We start from the raw sequence: 16,769 nt of genomic DNA, 5'->3' as shown, positions 1-16,769 counted from the left end.
TATACTTACACCTGATTTTGGATGCCTCAAAATCCGATCCGAGTGCCGGAGCAGCATAGAGCGGAGACGAGCATGGAGATTCAGGCGGCTAATGAAAAAAATGCGTGGGAGTCCTTCATAGACTTCATTGCTTCAGAACTCGAGGAAGCGCGACGCGCTCGTGATGAAGTGGCCGAGATGATTGAACGCAGTCAGGTGGAATTAACCCGCCTGACACAGCGGAATGCTAATATTAACGCCCATTTACAGCAACTCCACGCTCAGTTTGACGCGGTGCCACGCAGTGACATCCGCACAGTGTATGATTCGGCGCTAGATGCCCAGCGGCGGCTTTTGGTCATGCGCAGTCAGGTTGAGAAACTGCAAAGTGATCAGGCGCACCTGGAAAAATACATCCAATTGCTCGAGAAAGTTCAGGGCTTTGTCGGAGAGGGCGCATCAGCGGGAGGCAGGCAAGGGCGTGATGGGGGAATGGCCATGCTGGAAAAGCTCATTGATGCCCAAGAAGCCGAGCGGCAGAAACTCTCTCGCCAGATGCACGATGGCCCAGCTCAGGACCTTTCGAATTTTATTGTGCAAGCCGAGATTGTGGCTCGCTTATTTGATCTAGACCCGCTTAAGGCCAGGGAAGAACTGGAAAACCTCAAGAATGCTGCCATGGCAACGTTCCAAAAGGTTCGTCTCTTCATCGCAGGTTTACGACCGATGATGTTAGACGACCTGGGGTTGTTCATTACCGTACAACGATATGGTGAAACATTCAGTAGTGAGACCGGCGCGGAAGTCAACGTAATAACGCGGGGGGCTCAGCAGCGCTTCGCTCCTTTTGCCGAGGTCATGATCTTCCGCGCTATCCAGGAATTAATGAATAACGCCTACCGTCACAATCAGGATGCACTGCGCAAGATTAATATTGAGGTCTTCTTGGAGGTGGGAGATCAGTTCATCCGGGTTGTGGTTCGGGATGATGGGAAGGGGTTTGATCCGCGCCAATTGCAAGAAAGCGGAGGATTGGGATTGCGCTTGATCCGGGAGCGAGTGGAGATGTTGGGCGGAAGCGTGGACATTGATACTGCACCGGGACAGGGGTGTCGGGTGACCTTGCAAATCCCCTTAAATAACATTACACTCTGAGACTAAACACGATCGAAATCTTTCACGGGAGGATCTGCTTATGACACTGACGATTGGGATTTTGACCGGTGGTGGGGATGTGCCAGGGTTGAATCCCTGCATCAAATCGGTAGTGATGGGGGCGCTTGAATTGGGCTATCGCGTCATTGGTATTCGCCGAGGATGGGCCGGGTTGCTGCACTACAATCCGGACGAACCCTCCACCCGTGATTATTACATCCGGGAACTTCATGCGGAAGATGTGCGCACAATTGACCGCACAGGTGGAACAGTGTTGCACACATCGCGAACCAATCCACAGCGCGTTTCGCCCAAGGATACACCGGATTTCCTAAAGAATTCCAAATGGGGCAAACCCATTCCCGAGGAGGGGAAAACCGACTATACGGATTATGTGCTTAACGTCTTGGGCCATCTAGGGATTGATGTTTTGGTCCCTATTGGTGGAGATGACACCCTTTCATTCGCTGTGCGTTTGCATCGTGAGGGTTTTCCTGTGGTTGCCATCCCCAAAACGATGGACAACGACGTTTTTGGTACCGATTACTGCATTGGTTTTTCAACCGCGGTAACGCGGAGTGTGGAATTTATTACGAATATGCGTACCTCGGTGGGATCGCATGAGCGGATTGGCGTGGTGGAGTTATTTGGCCGCTATTGTGGTGAGACCTGCCTGATCAGTGGATATCTGGCTTATGTGGATCGCGCCGTCATTCCAGAAGTCCCGTTTGATATCCAGAAGTTATGCGACTTTTTGATGTACGACAAGCGTAATAACCCCTCAAATTATGCCATTATGACCATTTCAGAAGGCGCCATCATGGAGGGGGGAGAGCTCTTCGTAACCGGGGAAGCCGATGCTTATGGTCATCGCAAACTCGGTGGGATTGGAATGATTGTAAGCGAGGAAATCAAGCGCCGCACCGGACAAAATACCATGTATCAACAACTCGGGTACCTGATGCGTTCAGGTGCACCGGACTCTCTCGATCGGATGGTTGCCATGTCATTTGGCAATCTGGCCATTCAATTGATCCGGCGCAAAGAAACTGGTAAGATGGTGGCCCTCCACGGCGGCAAATATACGACCGTGCCGGTTGAGATTGTGATGGCGGGGCGCAAGCGGGTAGATGTACCCAGTTATTATGATATTGAAAGTTATCGCCCGCGCGTCAAGGATTTTATGGGCGTGCCAATGTTCTTGAGTTAGTCGGTTTTCCAGGCCCTGGCTTCTGGCCAGGGCCTGCAGTTTATTTTAATTTTTGGGAGTTAGGAAAGGGGCCGATGGGTCGAGAGGAGCAAGGTGTCACTCACGATCGGTACATGATCATCCCGCGTACCTTGGTATTTATTACTCGTGGGCAGGAGGTTTTGCTTTTAAAGGGGGCGCCGACCAAACGCCTGTGGGCTGGGCTTTACAATGGGATTGGGGGGCACATAGAACGCGGAGAGGGCATTCTGGCGGCGGCCAGGCGCGAGGTGCGCGAGGAAACCGGATTGAATGTCGCTAACCTGCGGTTATGCGGAGTGGTGATGATAGATACTGGCGAAGCCATCGGCATTGGGTTATATGTCTTTCGTGGGAACTATGACGGGGGGGACGTGAAGCCTTCACCTGAGGGAACAGCCGAGTGGGTTCGGCAAGAAACCTTATCTGATTTGCCCCTTGTGCCGGACCTTTTCACTTTATTACCCCGCGTGCTAGCCCATGGCGAAAATGATCCGGTTTTTGTAGCCCATTACTTTTATGATGATCGGGACATGCTCCAAATTCGGTTTGAAATTTCTTAGTCTTCTTCGTACGAAGCGGCAGCACTGGCTTCCTGAGTAGTCTTACAACGGTAAAAAACCAGTTCGGTGGAGCCATAGTGACGTTGCTCGATTTCTTCCAGATGGGTTAGTTGTTCAAGCGGTTTATATTCGTTGGGATCAATCTGCACAATAACTGTGCCATCCGGGGATAGCCAGGCAGGGTTTGAATCCAGAGTTTGTAGGGCTTTTTCCCATAAGCCCTTGTATTGGGGGGGCGCAATAAAGATAAAGTCAAAGGCCCGGGTTGGAGAACGCTTTAGAAAGACGAATGCATCCATATGTAGAACCTCCGCACCCTGTTCCAGATGGGTGAGGCGGAGGTTTTCTCTGATGGTGGCGATTGCTTGCCGGCTAGTATCGAGGAAGCACACGTAGGAGGCTCCCCGGCTGAGGGCTTCGATTCCCACACTGCCGGTCCCAGCAAATAAATCCAGGAATGAGGCTCCCTCAATTTCAGGGCCAATGATGTTAAACAGCGCTTCTTTGACCCGATCAGTGATCGGACGGGTTCCACTACCCGGAACGCTACGAAGACGAATACCTCCTGCCTTGCCGCTGATGATGCGCGGGGGAGCCATATCAACTGCCCTAAATGGCCGCTGCGGCTTCGCGAGCGGCTCTGATGTTTCCATGAGGCGTGATGATGGGTAAGACACATCCTGTGCCCAGAATAAACCGCCTGCCTTGGGTTTCTTGAATGGCTTTGGAGGCTTCGCGTCGTACATCTTCAGGAGTGCCCAGCGCCATGGTGCTCCATTGGGATAATCCGCCGCATACGGCAACTGGCACCTGTTCCAGCGCTTCTTTGAGCGAAGGGGGTGTTTGTTGATCGTGCCAGTTCAGGACCTGAACCGGATAGCCACGTATCTGTTCGAACATGATGTTTTCGCCATGAATGTGCCCTATGTTAAGCCAGAAATCCCGAACGGCGTCCAGTATGTTCAGGTCGTAAGCCCGCCCAAATTCTCTAAATTCGGAAGCGGAAAGCACGCTAAAGCGGGCATGCTGGACAGCGAAAAAGATGCCATCTATACCGATGCCCTTTAGGGCCTCAACAAATGTAAGGGTTGTTTCGGTGATCCGTTTCAAGCCTGCATGCAACGCATCAGGCGCTGTGCGAAGATGAAGGATGAGGCGATCTTCCCCGGCCAGGTTCTTAGCCTGGGCCAAGGGGGAGAAAATGGTCTGCAGGATGGGTACCTTGCTCCCATAATATTTTTTGAGAAGGTGTAAGGTCCTCAGCATGTCACCAAGGGCGCCACGCTGAGGATCCAGGAGGGGGAGCCGATCCCAGTCTTCGGGATTCTGAATAGGATGATGTATATAGGTGCGTGTGCCTTCGGGATCGCCCTCCCAGCGGTCAGTAACACCCCAATCGTGCAAACAATAGGAGGAAGCCGGTGTCACTTTAATGAGGTCGAAGTCGTAGGTATCCTGAAAGGCGATAATGGCGGCTGCCAGCCCATCAGGGCTTTGATCATCCACCGGGAAATGACGCCATAGGGCTACCGGGATCCGATCCACCGGTTCGCCTGCCAGACAGCGCTCCAGGCGCGTGAAATGATCAAGCGTTGACATTCTCATCCTCCTTTGAAGGCGAAACCTCTAAATGGGACAGAATCAAGGTTGAGAAGCGGCTTAAGATTTCCTCATCCTCATTACTCTGGCTTTCGATATATTTCTCCATGAAAGCCGAGCGACGCATTCGTAGGGCCATTGGTGCTACTTGGCGGATATCCTCCAGCGTCACCTCCGTTCGATTATCAGCAGCCGCATAAGCGCGGGCGGCTTCCAACAGGGTGATCTCTGCTCGCAGTGAGTCAATTCGGAGGCCCTGAATAAGCGCAATAGCCTTAAGAGCCACCTGATCGGAGATCTGCACTGAAGGGAGCAGGCGACGAGCAGCCGTAATTTCCTCTCGCATTAAAGCCGTTTCTTCGGCATAATGGGCCACCGTCGCACGTGGGTTGATACGATAATACAGGCTGCGGCGATAGGCTTCCAGCCGTTGGTGGGCATCTTTCAATCCATGCACCAGGACCCGTAATCCGAAACGGTCCAGGATTTGGGGGCGGAGATTGCCTTCCTCGGGATTCATGGAGCCAATCAGCGCGAAGCGGGCGCGGTAAGTTGCTGAGAGAGGCCCTCGCCGTACGGTGTAGGTACCACTAGAGGCGGCATCCAGGATGGCATCCACAATCTCATCAGGCAACAAATTTACCTCATCCACATAAAGGATGTTGCGGTCTGCCTGGGCTAGAATGCCCCGCTTGAGGCGAAAGCGCTCATGCGCTACAGCACGTTCATCCAAACCACCGACCACATCCTCCAAACGAGCATTGAGGGGAAGTTCGATCAGTTTAACCCGGTCTTTGACGGTAAGGGGGCGCCCTTCGGCGTACTTGCGAGCGCAGTCCGGGCATACGGCATCCATTCCGCCAGTTTCAATGTCCTCGGGAAGACAACCATAAAAGCATGCACTCCGTTCGATTTCGGGGAGCAAATCTAATAAACTGCGTACGGCGGTGGTCTTGCCAGTACCGCGTGGTCCAATCAAAAGTACCCCGCCGATGGCGGGATTGATGAGATTTAGACACAATGCCAACCGCATTTCAAATTGACCGACAATGGCCAGGAAGGGGAACGGTAGTGGTTCGGCCAGCCCTGCGTCTTCTTGAGGATAGATGTCCTTAAGAGCGCGTCCGGATGCAATGTCAATCAGTTCCCGTAGCGAACGCGGCTGAGGGGGACTGGTTGAGGATTGCTCGTTTTTGGATAATGCAGGTACGTCGTTCATAGGTGATGGTTAAACGTCATTATATGTCCAATAGCGGTTGGCAAAGAAGTTCCAAATCATCACAATTCCAATCACAATAGCCAGTGCAAAATTGTGAGCCACCACAATGGGGGAGAGAATGGCCAGTTTCCACCATCCCTGGAAAAAACGGATCAGTATCGGTTCGAGAAAAGCAAAGAGTAGAGTGCGAATTAGCAATCCCGCTGTGCTGACCAGGAAGAACTGAATGCCCTGCTGAGCAAGGGGCTTACTGCGTGAATCGGGGTAGGTCCAGAAGCGGTTCCAGGTGAAGTTACTTAACACGGCGGCAATAAATGAGATCACGCTTGCCCAGACTGCATTATGCTGGAAGAAGGCAAATGCCTGGGTTAGGGCGTTGAAAATTCCAAAGTCTATGACCGCCCCAATAGCACCGACAACGGCAAAGCGCAGAAAACGCCCTTGCTCTTTGGGATCAATGAAAAGAGCGATCACAACCCCATTTTTTGGCGGAAATACGGTATGGTCAGCCGTATGCCCTCCTCTAAGGATGTTTTTGGTGCCCATCCCAGGATCTGGCGGGCGCGGGTAATATCGGGTTGCCGACGTTGGGGGTCGTCTCCCAGGCGGTTCTCCGGTTTAAAGACAATCCCAGCCTTGTTCCCAGTCAGACGGTTGATAACCTCGGCGAATTCCAGGATGGTAATTTCCTGGGGATTACCCAGGTTGACCGGATAATGTTCATCGGAAAGCAGAAGGCGGTATATCCCTTCGATTAAGTCATCCACGTAGCAGAAACTGCGGGTTTGTGATCCATCTCCATATACGGTAAGGGGTTCGCCGCGCAGTGCCTGCTGAATAAAATTGGGCACGACGCGCCCATCGTCCAGGCGCATACGGGGGCCATAGGTGTTGAAAATACGCACAATGCGCGTATCCAGACCGTGGTAGCGGTGGTAAGCCATGGTTAGCGCTTCGGCAAACCGCTTGGCTTCGTCGTAAACGGAACGCACCCCAATGGGATCCACATGTCCCCAGTAGCTCTCCTTCTGTGGATGTTCAAGGGGGTCACCGTAAATTTCGCTGGTGGAGGCTAGAAGATAACGAGCATTATGTGCTCGAGCAACCCCCAGGGTATTATGAGTCCCCAGGGCTCCTGCCTTCATGGTTTGAATGGGGAGGTTGGTGTACCCGTACGGAGAGTTCGGATTCGGGCTGGCCGGAGAAGCAAAGTGGAGCACGGCATCAACTTTGCCGGGTACGAAGATAAAGTTGGACACGTCGTGACGAATAAAGAGAAAACGAGGATTTCCCGCTAAATGAGCAAGGTTGTCAGGGCTGCCGGTGATGAAATTATCCATCCCAATGACTTCGTGGCCCTGTTGGAGCAGGTAGTCACATAGATGGGAACCCAAAAACCCTGCCGCACCGGTAACGAGAATTCGCATATGCCTCTCCTTGTAAAAATTCTGGATCTATTTCCAATCTATTCGGCGGGTTAGGCCATCGCCTGTGATTTGACGGGCCTGTCCAGAAGGGATTTCAACCAGCCACAAGTTACCTTGATAGATAATCGCAATCCAGCGCGGCGAGTTGGATGAAGAAAGAGGGGACCAAACCGGACGCTGGGGTTCAAGACCGATTGACCCTTCGGGAGGAAAGAGGGCACGCTGGTCCGATCCATCACGATCCATTAACATCAGGCGATAGCGGCTTGTTTCGCTTTGAGAGGGAAAAATAGCCTGCAAATAAGCCACCCACTGGGGGGAACTCTGGGTTTCAGGGACAGGCACCGGGTTGGCAAACATGCCCGTATCTTTGACGATATCTAGCATCATCAGGGGATCAAAAGACAGGGCTTTGAGAGTGAATGACGAGGCACCGGCTTCCCCCTGGGACCCATTGGCAATAGTAAAAAGAAAGCGCCCATCGGCCGTCCATCCCAGGGTGGGCACCCACGCCCAATCCCCTCCGGTTTCCAACGGTTGAAGCGATAAAAGCGGTTCGAAAGTTTGTTCTTTCAGGTTAACCCATCCTACCGAGTCGGGGCGTGCGTAGGCCAGATAGTTCCCGTTGGGCGACCAGGCAAATGTGGTACCCCACCACCCGTAAATTCCGCCAGCATTGGAGTCGATCAGTCTGTCATTTTTTAAGACGCGACCATCTGGTGATATGATCAATCGGTAAAGATCATTATTGGCTTGCCATCCTGGGGGTGCGCTACGCGGTTCAACAGTGGAGTAGGTGATCGTTAATGAAGTACCGGGCACCCACTCAGCATAGTGAACGACATTATTGACCTTGAGGTTAATCGGTTGAGGTCGCTCTGTGGTGAGGTTGACGACCCAGAGAGTATTGATTTGTCCGGCCTCTTTGCTCTGCCGCGTGTAGAGGAGCCATTTTCCATCTGGGGAGAGCGAAAAGATGCGCCCGTCCAGGTCTCCAGAAGTGACCAATGGGTAACGATTGCCAGTGCTCTCGCGGATTAACCAGGCGTTCCCTCCTGCCAGATACACCAAATGACCCGGCAGATCAACGGGGGCAAGGGGGGATTGGACTCCCACCATGACAATCTCAGGGCGCGGTTCACTCAGGATTTCCACCTTGAACACAGTGCGCGCAACCTCTTTGCCGTTCTCCAGCAAGCGGCGGTAGGTGATCTGCTGCAGGCCGTTTTCTCCTGGCTGTACCAGGCGCGTTTCTCCCTCAGCGAGCGATTCGTTTTTTACGATCTGCTGTTCAAAGGGAACCACAACCTCTTCGGTCTCAAAAACCTCTTTAACGCGTATAATAGTAATCCTCGAAGCACTATTCAGAATGGTATATGTGGGCGGTTCGGTGCGGTCCAACACTCCCAAGGTAAGCCCCAGCCGTTCAAGGACCGTCTGGACGTTAGTGCCATTAGGTACCTTAGCCTCATATAGTTGCCCGTTATCCTCGACGGTGACGCTGATCTCATGACTGGAGGTTGATAAAGGCGTGCAAGCATGCAGCACCATTAGTGCGAGGATCAGGAGCAACAAAGGGACAAAGCCGATACGGCGGAAGATTTCCATCGTCGTTGAGTTCATAGGGTTCATAGAGGAAGATTCTTAGGCGGTTTCAATTATAGCATGCAGCAGGATAATCTTGACGCGCTCTCTCTCCCGCTTGAAAGCATTGTGGAAGCCCTGATCTTTGTGGCTTCTTCCCCCCTTTCTGTGGCTCAACTGGCAACGGCCATTGGGGTGAGTGAAGAGGAGGTTAAGGCAGCTTTGTTACGCCTTCAAGAGTCCTATTGCCAGCGAGGATTGCGTCTGCGTATTCATCGGGGGCATTATGAACTCACCACCGCGCCAGAGGTGTCGCCTTACGTGGAACGCCTGTTAGGGCTTGAGGTCGGGTCCCGGTTGAGCAAGGCGGCATTGGAAACCCTTGCTATTATTGCCTATCGTCAACCTATTACCCGTGCGGGGATCGAAGCCATTCGCGGGGTGAATAGCGATTCGGTGGTGCGTAGTTTGCTGGCTAAAGGGCTGATCGAGGAACGTGGGCGTGCTGATTTGCCGGGGCGTCCGCTGCTCTACGGTACCACAGCGGATTTTCTCGCTTATTTTGGCTTAGAATCTCTCGATCAATTGCCACCGCTTGAGGAGGCCAACGAAGAACCTTCCGATACCTCTTTACTGAAGGATTGATATATATGGTTGAAGAACGTTTGCAGAAGATTTTAGCCCGTGCAGGTTTGGGCTCACGGCGTGAAGCGGAAACGCTCATCGCGCAAGGGCGGGTCAAAGTCAATGGTGTTACGGCCACTCTGGGAATGAAGGCCGATCCAGAAAGGGACCAAATTACCGTGGATGGTCACCCAATTCCCAAGCCGGTATCCCAATTTACCTACATCATCCTCAATAAGCCCCAGGGGGTGCTCTCAGATCATGCGCTCCATGAAAAGCGGCGTACTGTTTACGATCTGGTGCCGTTTCCGGGACATCTTTTCGTTGTGGGCCGGCTGGATTACGAGAGCGAGGGGTTGATCCTGCTTACCAATGATGGGGAGTTAGCAAACCGCCTTACTCATCCGCGCTACGGTAAGGAAAAAGAGTATCGGGTTCTAGTAGCAAAGCGTCCTGATGAAAAACAATTAGAAGCCTGGCGCCATGGCGTAGTCTTACCAGATGGGCGAAGGGCGGCCCCAGCCGAAGTCACTTTGGAAGGTGTAGTTCGAGAAGGGGCCTGGCTACGAGTCGTGATGTGCGAAGGGCGTAAGCGCGAAATTCGCGAAATAGCCCGTACGATTGGCTTGCCCGTGCGGAGATTGGTGCGGACGCGAATTGGGCCCATCGAGCTTGGAAATTTGAAGCCCGGCGAGTGGCGACACCTGACGCCAGACGAGGTGGAGCGCCTAAGGGCTTACGCGATGAGCGAGTCGCTTCGTTCAGGCGCAAGACGCACCCGCCGGGTACGAGCCGTTTAGAGGGTGTTTAACGACCCTCCCATTTTTCATTGGGGAGCGCTTTTTGCAGTTCTTGAATAAGTGCCGCTGGTGCCGGGCTTTCCTTGGCCTGGCGACGCATAAACTCCTTGAGTTTGGCCAATGGCACTGCTGGTATGGGAGATTCTTCTACATCTAGGGCGGCGTTGGGATTGGTGAAGACCAGGATGGCTTTGGGGGTGGGGAGCGGGTTGGCATCACCCAGAGTCTGCTTGAGGAACTTGTTCAGGTCCTCGATTGCATATGCGGCTTCCAGGTCGGGACGGCCAAGGTTTTCCTGTCCAAAAATTCTAAGATAGAGATTACCACCTTTTTGGCGAAAGCGGCGCTTGCCGGGGTCGTAAGTAATCGTGCCGGCCACCATGACCGGAATCAGAGCCCAAACGCCTGCCGGTCCGATCAACATATGAGGGATGCCCGAAACGTAGTGATACAGCGCGTATTTGTCTTCCAGGCCTTTAAGGGCATTGGTTAGTAGTTCATCCGGGCGAGGGGAACGCCCCCAGCGGTTGCCAAAGTAAATTCCGGCTTGTGAGAGAACGAAGCCAATAATCAGGGCCGTTAGACTTAAAGTGTATTGTTCAGGATGGGCGAAGGAGATGTAAAGCCCGAATCCGAGGATGACCAGTGCAATAATGGTAGCAATTTGGCCGATGCGGCGGTTGCGTTGAATCAGGCGTGAGTTACGAATGACTTTCATGGATGACCTCAGGAGTTTTCTGGGGTAGAGGTTTCAAGGTTGGAAAGTTTTTCCTTCAAAGCATCGCGGATGTTTACCAAGAGATTGGCCTGAATCGCCTCGTGGGCAACTCGCAATGCATTCATAATTGCACGGGCATCTGAACGACCGTGCCCAACGAACACCAGTCCATCAATGCCCAAAAGGGGAGCGGCACCAACCTCTGAAGGGTCAAGCAATTTTCGAATATGGTTGAAAGCCGGTTTGGCTAATAGGGCTCCCAATTTGGTGCGCCATGAGGCCATGAGCGCCTCGCGCAATACATCGGTAATCAGTTTGGCTACCGCCTCGCTGGACTTGAGCATGATATTACCGGTAAAACCATCGGTAACCACAACGTCGGCTTCCCCATTGAAGACTTCTTTCCCCTCTACATTGCCGATGAAATTCAAGCCACTTTTTACCAGGAGAGGATAGGTTTCTTTAACCAATTGATTGCCTTTTCCAGGTTCTTCACCGTTAGAAAGCAACCCAACCCGCGGCTGGGGTTTATGCAGCACTTTCTCGGCGTAAACACTTCCCATGATGGCGAACTGGAGCAAGAACTCTGGGCGACAATCGGCATTTGCCCCGATGTCTAATACAACACAGTGGCCACCTCGAACTGGGAACATGGCAGTCAGGGCTGGACGAGCCACGCCGGGGATGCGACCGAGGACCCGGAGGGCATTGAACATGACCCCGCCTGTATTGCCAGCACTGACAAAAGCCTCAGCCGTGCCTTTTTTGACCAGTTCAAGCCCGACAGCCATGGAATTCCGAGGTTTGAGACGTGCCGCCTCAACGGGTTTATCCGCCATTTCCAGCACGTCTGGGGCGTGCTCAACAGATACGGGTAGGTTGCGAGTATTCAGGACACTGAGACGGGGTTCCAGGCGAGATTGATCACCGACCAGGATGACCTCAATGCCCAAGGCCTCCGCCGCCATTAGCGCTCCCTGGATTTCGGGCTCGGGATAGTGATCGCTCCCCATTGCATCAAGTGCGATTGCCATGGTCACTCCTTTTTGAGGTTGGTGTAGATTAGGGGTTCATCGGCTTGACATTAATACCCAGTGAATTATATAATAAGCCGCGGATGACGCGCTGGTGCTGGAACTGGCAGACAGGCATGGTTGAGGGCCATGTGCCGAAAGGCGTGCGGGTTCAACTCCCGCCCAGCGCACAGGAAGGGACCCACCTGTCAGGTGGGTCTTTTTACGTTCTCCGGCGAGTAACAAACCAGGTTAATTCCTCCAGATATTGACGTTCTGGGCTTTCGGGCAGGGTATACAAATCATCTAACGCATTTTTGATGAAACGTTCTGCTTCTTGATGGGCCTCTTCAATGGCCGGGCTCTGGCGAATGCGCTCGATCAGGCCCAATATATCTGCCTCATTTTGTAGACATTTTCCTTGAAGCAGGACCTGAGAAAGCGGATCTTCAGGGTAAGTATGCAAGTAGTTAATAACAGGTAGGGTCACAATTCCCTGGCGCAGGTCATTGCCAATCGGTTTGCCCAATTGGGCTTCTTCGCCAGTGAGGTCAAGAATATCATCTACAATCTGAAATGCCATTCCCAATTCACGACCAAAGTGGCGCAGACGGGCAATCAAAGCATCGTCCGCGGTACTGATCATTGCAGCACAGCCTGTAGATGCCTCAAACAGTGAGGCCGTTTTGGCATAAATGCGCCGATAGTAGTGATCCAGTGCAGTTTGACACGGCTGACCAAACATCTGGCTAATTTCGCCATTGACAATGATGGTCAGGGTCTCAGCAAAAAGACGCATCACCGGGATGGAATTGGTTTCGGCGGCCAGTTTTGCCGCACGTGCAAAGAGAAAGTCGCCCGTGAGGACCGTTGCTCCGGGTGACCAACGTGCATTAAGGGTGGGAATGCCACGGCGGAGTAAGGCGCCATCAATGAGATCGTCGTGCACTAAGGTTGCCGTGTGTAATAATTCAATCGAAGCCGCCAGGGTAATCAATTGAGATTCAGCGGCTCCCAACATTCGCCCAACCAACAGGGTGAGGGTGGGACGGATTCGTTTTCCACCTGATTTCAAAAGATGCTCAAGCGCAGCCTGCAAATCGGTGTGGTAACCTTCGGCCTGGACTCTGATTAATTCCTCGACCTGATGAATTTGATCTAGGACAGGAACGAAGAAAGAGGTCATGGTGCTCAAAGCAAACTCCGATATAGAGGCAGATTGAAAAGACGAATGGCGTTGGCACTGGTCATTCGCGCCAGATCAGGATGGGGGATATTGCGAAGAGAGCAGATCTTTTCGGCTATCAGCACCAGGTTAGAGGGTTCATTACGCTTTCCTCGATGGGGTACGGGGGTCAAGTATGGGGAGTCGGTCTCAAGGACCAGATTTTCCAGCGGTGCGTTCTGGATAATACCGTTAATTCGCTCGGGAGTGCGATAGGTAATAGAGCCCGCCAGGCCGAGGCAGAAGCCTTGCTGGGTGATCCAGGTCATTTCGCTGAGGTCACCTTCAAATGCATGGAAAACCCCAGGGGATTGCGCCAAAGGTGCCTTGGAAGTGTGTAGGGCTTCCACCCATTGTCCTATCATTGCTTGTAGATCCTGAAAAGAGGCGCGTTGATGCAAGATCACTGGTAGCCCCTGCTCAGCCGCCAGATCTAACTGGGCCTTCAGGACCACGCGTTGCAAGTCGGGCGGGGCATAATCTCGGTAATAATCCAGTCCTATTTCACCAATGGCCACCACTTTGGGGTGTGTACAAAGGGCGCGGAGTTCTGAAAGGGTAGTGGCGTTCCAGGAAGTTGCGTGATTGGGATGAACGCCAACCGCGGCGAAAATCCCGGGGTATTGCTCACTGAGCGCAATGGCGGCCCGGCTTGTTTCGAGGTCAATTCCCGGCACGATCCACACATCTACCCCATGAGATTGGGCCCGCAACATCACCTCGTGCAAATCTTGCTGGAACGGTTCCAGGTAGAGGTGACAATGTGTGTCTATCCAAAAAATCTCAGGCAAGTCCGGCAATGCGTAATCCATCCTGCAAAATGGGCTGAACGCGATCGGGATGGGTGGTTTCACAGTACACGCGGATAATTGGCTCGGTGCCCGAGAAGCGAATAAGCATCCACCCACCGTCTTCTAACAGGAACTTGAAACCATCCAGTGTATTGAGGCCCACCACTTTAAGACCCCCGATAGTGTGCGGATTAGCATTGAGGATCATCTCTTCGCGGGTTTTTCGGTCACCGGTGAATTGCCGATCAACCCGGTCGTAGTAATGGGGCCCCACCTTGCTGAAAAGCAGTTCCAGAAGTTGGGAGGGTTTGCGATTGAGGCGCACCATCATATCCAGGAAATATAACCCGGCTAAAATGCCATCCCGTTCCGGCACATTGCCGCGAAACGCGTAACCGCCCGATTCCTCGCCCCCGATCAAGGCATTGGTTTCGAGGAATTTGGGGGCGACGTACTTAAAACCAACTCCTGTCTCGTAAACGGGAACCCCGTAAATCTCCCCAAGTTTTTCTAACATGCTGGTGGTTGAAAGCGTTTTAATGATGGGACCGCGTTCGCCGCGTACTTCAAGAAGATAAAATGCCAGTAACCCATATACCTGCAATTGATTGACAAAGCGTCCATGCTCATCACCAATACCAACGCGATCCGCATCGCCATCGGTGACCACCAGTACATCGGCTCTGCGTTCAACGGTTGTTCGAAGTCCAACATCAATGTTGGGCGGAATGGGCTCGGGGCGTTTCATTTCCGGAAAGATGGGGTTGCGCGTGTTGTGGATTTCATATACTTCGGTCTTTCCGCCAGCCAGCAGGCGTGGGAACCACCCAGCCCCGTTGCCCCACATGGCATCCACCACTATTTTCAAGCCGGCATCTCGAATGGGTTGTAGATCAATAAGCGATTTGAGATGCTCGATATAGGCAGGGGCGGGGTCAAAGCGCACCAGGCGTCCTTGAGCTTCGGCCTCAGAGGCGGGCATCCGCTTGACAGCGCTCATTTCGTCAGGGATGGCGCTTTCGATCCGTTTAAGTCCTTCGGGGTCAATGGCTCCTCCACTGGCATCCCGTACCTTGAAACCGTTATCCGTGGGCGGGTTGTGCGAGGCGGTAATATTAACGGCGCCAATGGCCTTCCGCTCGACTACAGCGTAGGCAATGACTGGTGTGGGAGTAGCCTTGTCGGTGAGGTAAACTCGGAATCCATTCCCACACAAAACTTCGGCGGCTGCTTGCGCAAAATTCTCGGAATGAAAACGCTTATCGTAGCCAACTACGACCCATTCGTCTTTGTACCCCTTGGTTTTGAGATAATGGGCGAATCCCTGCGCACACCGACGTACATTATCAAATGTATAATCCTCGGCGATGACGCCACGCCATCCGTCGGTGCCGAACATGATTTTATGTCCCATGAGCGTCCTCCCCGGTGTTAATGAATGTGATAATCCTAACAAAAGTAACCTTATTATATCAAGGGAAGTGCAGATATGGCGGCGTGAAACGGTTTTTGTCCACACCTTTGTGGCCCGTGGTAAGTTTGTTCACGTGGTCACAATCTGCCTTATAATTGAGGGGGTAATTCCTGCATCAATGTCTGAGTGAACCTTTGGGAGCATTGCCCATGGATATTGCAGCCAAGATTCGTGCCGATTTTCCAACCCTGGAAGCCCGAGATGGGCGTAAGCCAGTAATTTACTTTGACAACGCCTGCCAGACACTGAGGCCGCGCCAGGTGATTGAAACCATTCAGCGTTATTATCAGGAATTTCCGGCGTGTAGTGGTCGAAGCATGCATCGCATGGCCGCCGAAGTGACGCGTGAAGTTGACCAGGCCCGCGAACGGGTGGCTAAGTTCCTGAACGCGGGGCGCAAAGAGGAGATCATTTTTACCCGAAATACCACTGAAGGAGTCAACTTAATCGCTTCAACCCTGAATTGGAAAACCGGTGATGTGATCCTGGTGTCGGATAAAGAACATAATTCAAACTTAATTCCCTGGCAGATGGTAGCCAAACGGCATGGTGCCATCTTGCGCATCGTCCGCACTTGCGAGGACAATACATTTGATATGGAGGCATTCGAGCAGGCTCTGAAAGCAGGCCCGGTCAGGCTGGTTGCGATGGGGTATACCTCCAATCTGGATGGAGTCACAATCCCTGCTGCTGAAATAATCAAGCGGGCTCATCGTCAAGGGGCTTTGGTGTTTCTGGATGCAGCCCAGACCGTGCCCCATCAACGAGTAAATGTACGAGCCCTGGATGTGGATTTCCTGGCGTTCTCGGGGCACAAGATGCTAGGGCCTTCTGGAACGGGTGTGTTGTATGGAAAATATCGTCTGTTGGAACAACTAGAGCCTTTCCTGGTGGGTGGGGATACTGTCTCAACCTCCACTTATGACTCGTGTCAGTTTTTACCACCACCCGAGAAGTTTGAAGCCGGATTACAAGATTACGCCGGAATAATGGGGTTAGCGGCTGCCGTACAGTACTTACAGAGCATCGGTTACGAAGCCATTGAGAAACAAGAGAGGATGCTCAACGAATTCTTAAGCGAGGGTCTTGAGGAAATCCCGGGTGTTAGGATCATTGGGCCTTCGGATCCACGTCTGCGGGGCGGGATTATTTCTTTCTATGTTGAAGGGATTGACCACCATCGCATTGCTTTAATGCTGGATCAGATGGCAAATATCGCCGTGCGTTCCGGGCAGCATTGTGTTCATTCCTGGTTCAACGCACGAGGCGTGATTGGTTCGGTTCGAGCTTCAGTTTATGTTTATAACACCCTGGAAGAGGCTAAATTGTTTCTCGACTCACTTATCAAGATACGAAAGGTCCTGTAAGCC

Annotated in this window: 17 protein-coding genes and 1 tRNA gene; 7 read left to right on the top strand and 11 right to left on the bottom strand. The window is 52.6% G+C overall.

Translation table 11 applies throughout. The features are described from left to right. Nucleotides 1–72 precede the first annotated feature (72 nt). From SE15_RS08310 to SE15_RS08300, 3 genes are all read left to right on the top strand, one after another. Nucleotides 73–1,134, top strand: coding sequence for a sensor histidine kinase (locus SE15_RS08310; protein WP_054521654.1), 1,062 nt, complete (start codon nt 73–75; stop codon nt 1,132–1,134). A 40-nt stretch (nt 1,135–1,174) separates the two neighbouring features. Continuing rightward, nucleotides 1,175–2,344 carry a 6-phosphofructokinase gene (locus SE15_RS08305; protein ID WP_152965577.1) on the top strand — a complete coding sequence of 390 codons (1,170 nt, stop codon included), beginning with the start codon at nt 1,175–1,177 and terminating at the stop codon, nt 2,342–2,344. A gap of 74 nt (nt 2,345–2,418) precedes the next feature. After that, complete coding sequence (locus tag SE15_RS08300) at nt 2,419–2,925, top strand: NUDIX hydrolase (RefSeq protein WP_054521653.1); 507 nt, start codon at nt 2,419–2,421, stop codon at nt 2,923–2,925. On the opposite strand, the gene rsmD is transcribed toward SE15_RS08300, so the two are convergent. Genes rsmD through SE15_RS08270 form a run of 6 tightly spaced genes read right to left on the bottom strand, consistent with a single transcriptional unit; the run spans nt 2,922 to nt 8,802 of the window. Next, a complete protein-coding gene (gene rsmD, locus SE15_RS08295; RefSeq protein WP_054521652.1) occupies nt 2,922–3,524 on the bottom strand; it encodes a 16S rRNA (guanine(966)-N(2))-methyltransferase RsmD in 603 nt (200 codons plus the stop codon). The two genes, SE15_RS08300 and rsmD, sit on opposite strands and share 4 nt — an antisense overlap. 10 nt (nt 3,525–3,534) lie before the next feature. Beyond that, nucleotides 3,535–4,524: a uroporphyrinogen decarboxylase family protein gene (locus SE15_RS08290; RefSeq protein ID WP_054521651.1), complete on the bottom strand. Its 990-nt coding sequence runs from the start codon at nt 4,522–4,524 to the stop codon at nt 3,535–3,537. Beyond that, nucleotides 4,511–5,743, bottom strand: coding sequence for an ATP-binding protein (locus SE15_RS08285; protein ID WP_201778077.1), 1,233 nt, complete (start codon nt 5,741–5,743; stop codon nt 4,511–4,513). The genes SE15_RS08290 and SE15_RS08285 overlap by 14 nt, the downstream gene beginning before the upstream one ends. Nucleotides 5,744–5,752: 9 nt before the next feature. Further along, entirely contained in the window at nt 5,753–6,217 is a 465-nt protein-coding gene (locus SE15_RS08280) for a GtrA family protein (RefSeq protein ID WP_054521650.1), read from the bottom strand. Then, a complete protein-coding gene (locus SE15_RS08275; protein ID WP_054521649.1) occupies nt 6,214–7,170 on the bottom strand; it encodes a UDP-glucuronic acid decarboxylase family protein in 957 nt (318 codons plus the stop codon). Before SE15_RS08275 ends, SE15_RS08280 begins: the two co-directional genes overlap by 4 nt. Before the next feature lie 27 nt (nt 7,171–7,197). Next, nucleotides 7,198–8,802 carry a G5 domain-containing protein gene (locus SE15_RS08270; RefSeq protein ID WP_083461816.1) on the bottom strand — a complete coding sequence of 535 codons (1,605 nt, stop codon included), beginning with the start codon at nt 8,800–8,802 and terminating at the stop codon, nt 7,198–7,200. A 33-nt stretch (nt 8,803–8,835) separates the two neighbouring features. Here SE15_RS08270 and scpB point away from each other — a divergent pair, with 33 nt between their 5' ends. After that, complete coding sequence (scpB, locus tag SE15_RS08265; protein ID WP_054521647.1) at nt 8,836–9,399, top strand: SMC-Scp complex subunit ScpB; 564 nt, start codon at nt 8,836–8,838, stop codon at nt 9,397–9,399. Between the two features lie 5 nt (nt 9,400–9,404). Next, nucleotides 9,405–10,178: a pseudouridine synthase gene (locus SE15_RS08260; RefSeq protein ID WP_054521646.1), complete on the top strand. Its 774-nt coding sequence runs from the start codon at nt 9,405–9,407 to the stop codon at nt 10,176–10,178. Between the two features lie 7 nt (nt 10,179–10,185). Here SE15_RS08260 and SE15_RS08255 read toward each other — a convergent pair whose 3' ends face one another. Further along, nucleotides 10,186–10,896 carry a hypothetical protein gene (locus SE15_RS08255; protein ID WP_054521645.1) on the bottom strand — a complete coding sequence of 237 codons (711 nt, stop codon included), beginning with the start codon at nt 10,894–10,896 and terminating at the stop codon, nt 10,186–10,188. Between the two features lie 8 nt (nt 10,897–10,904). Beyond that, on the bottom strand, nt 10,905–11,930 hold the full coding sequence (gene plsX, locus SE15_RS08250) for a phosphate acyltransferase PlsX (RefSeq protein ID WP_054521644.1): 1,026 nt from the start codon (nt 11,928–11,930) through the stop codon (nt 10,905–10,907). 88 nt (nt 11,931–12,018) lie between these two features. On the opposite strand from plsX, the gene SE15_RS08245 reads away from it, so the two are divergent. Next, nucleotides 12,019–12,100, top strand: a tRNA-Leu gene (locus SE15_RS08245). 32 nt (nt 12,101–12,132) lie between these two features. On the opposite strand, the gene SE15_RS08240 is transcribed toward SE15_RS08245, so the two are convergent. From SE15_RS08240 to SE15_RS08230, 3 genes are read right to left on the bottom strand one after another with little or no spacing between them, the layout of a single operon-like run. After that, nucleotides 12,133–13,095 carry a polyprenyl synthetase family protein gene (locus SE15_RS08240; RefSeq protein WP_236690015.1) on the bottom strand — a complete coding sequence of 321 codons (963 nt, stop codon included), beginning with the start codon at nt 13,093–13,095 and terminating at the stop codon, nt 12,133–12,135. Between the two features lie 5 nt (nt 13,096–13,100). Next, the gene (locus tag SE15_RS08235; protein WP_083461814.1) at nt 13,101–13,946 is read right to left on the bottom strand and encodes a TatD family hydrolase; all 846 of its coding nucleotides are present in this window, start codon (nt 13,944–13,946) and stop codon (nt 13,101–13,103) included. Then, nucleotides 13,918–15,339 carry a phosphoglucomutase/phosphomannomutase family protein gene (locus SE15_RS08230; protein WP_054521641.1) on the bottom strand — a complete coding sequence of 474 codons (1,422 nt, stop codon included), beginning with the start codon at nt 15,337–15,339 and terminating at the stop codon, nt 13,918–13,920. Before SE15_RS08230 ends, SE15_RS08235 begins: the two co-directional genes overlap by 29 nt. Nucleotides 15,340–15,548: 209 nt before the next feature. Between SE15_RS08230 and SE15_RS08225 the strand changes: the two genes are divergently transcribed. Continuing rightward, entirely contained in the window at nt 15,549–16,766 is a 1,218-nt protein-coding gene (locus SE15_RS08225; protein WP_054521640.1) for an aminotransferase class V-fold PLP-dependent enzyme, read from the top strand. Nucleotides 16,767–16,769: the final 3 nt, after the last annotated feature.

It is taken from the genome of Thermanaerothrix daxensis, assembly GCF_001306145.1.
GTDB lineage: Bacteria > Chloroflexota > Anaerolineae > Anaerolineales > Anaerolineaceae > Thermanaerothrix > Thermanaerothrix daxensis.
Note: the sequence above shows the minus strand (reverse complement) of the source record. Positions and strands in the feature narration are given on the sequence as shown.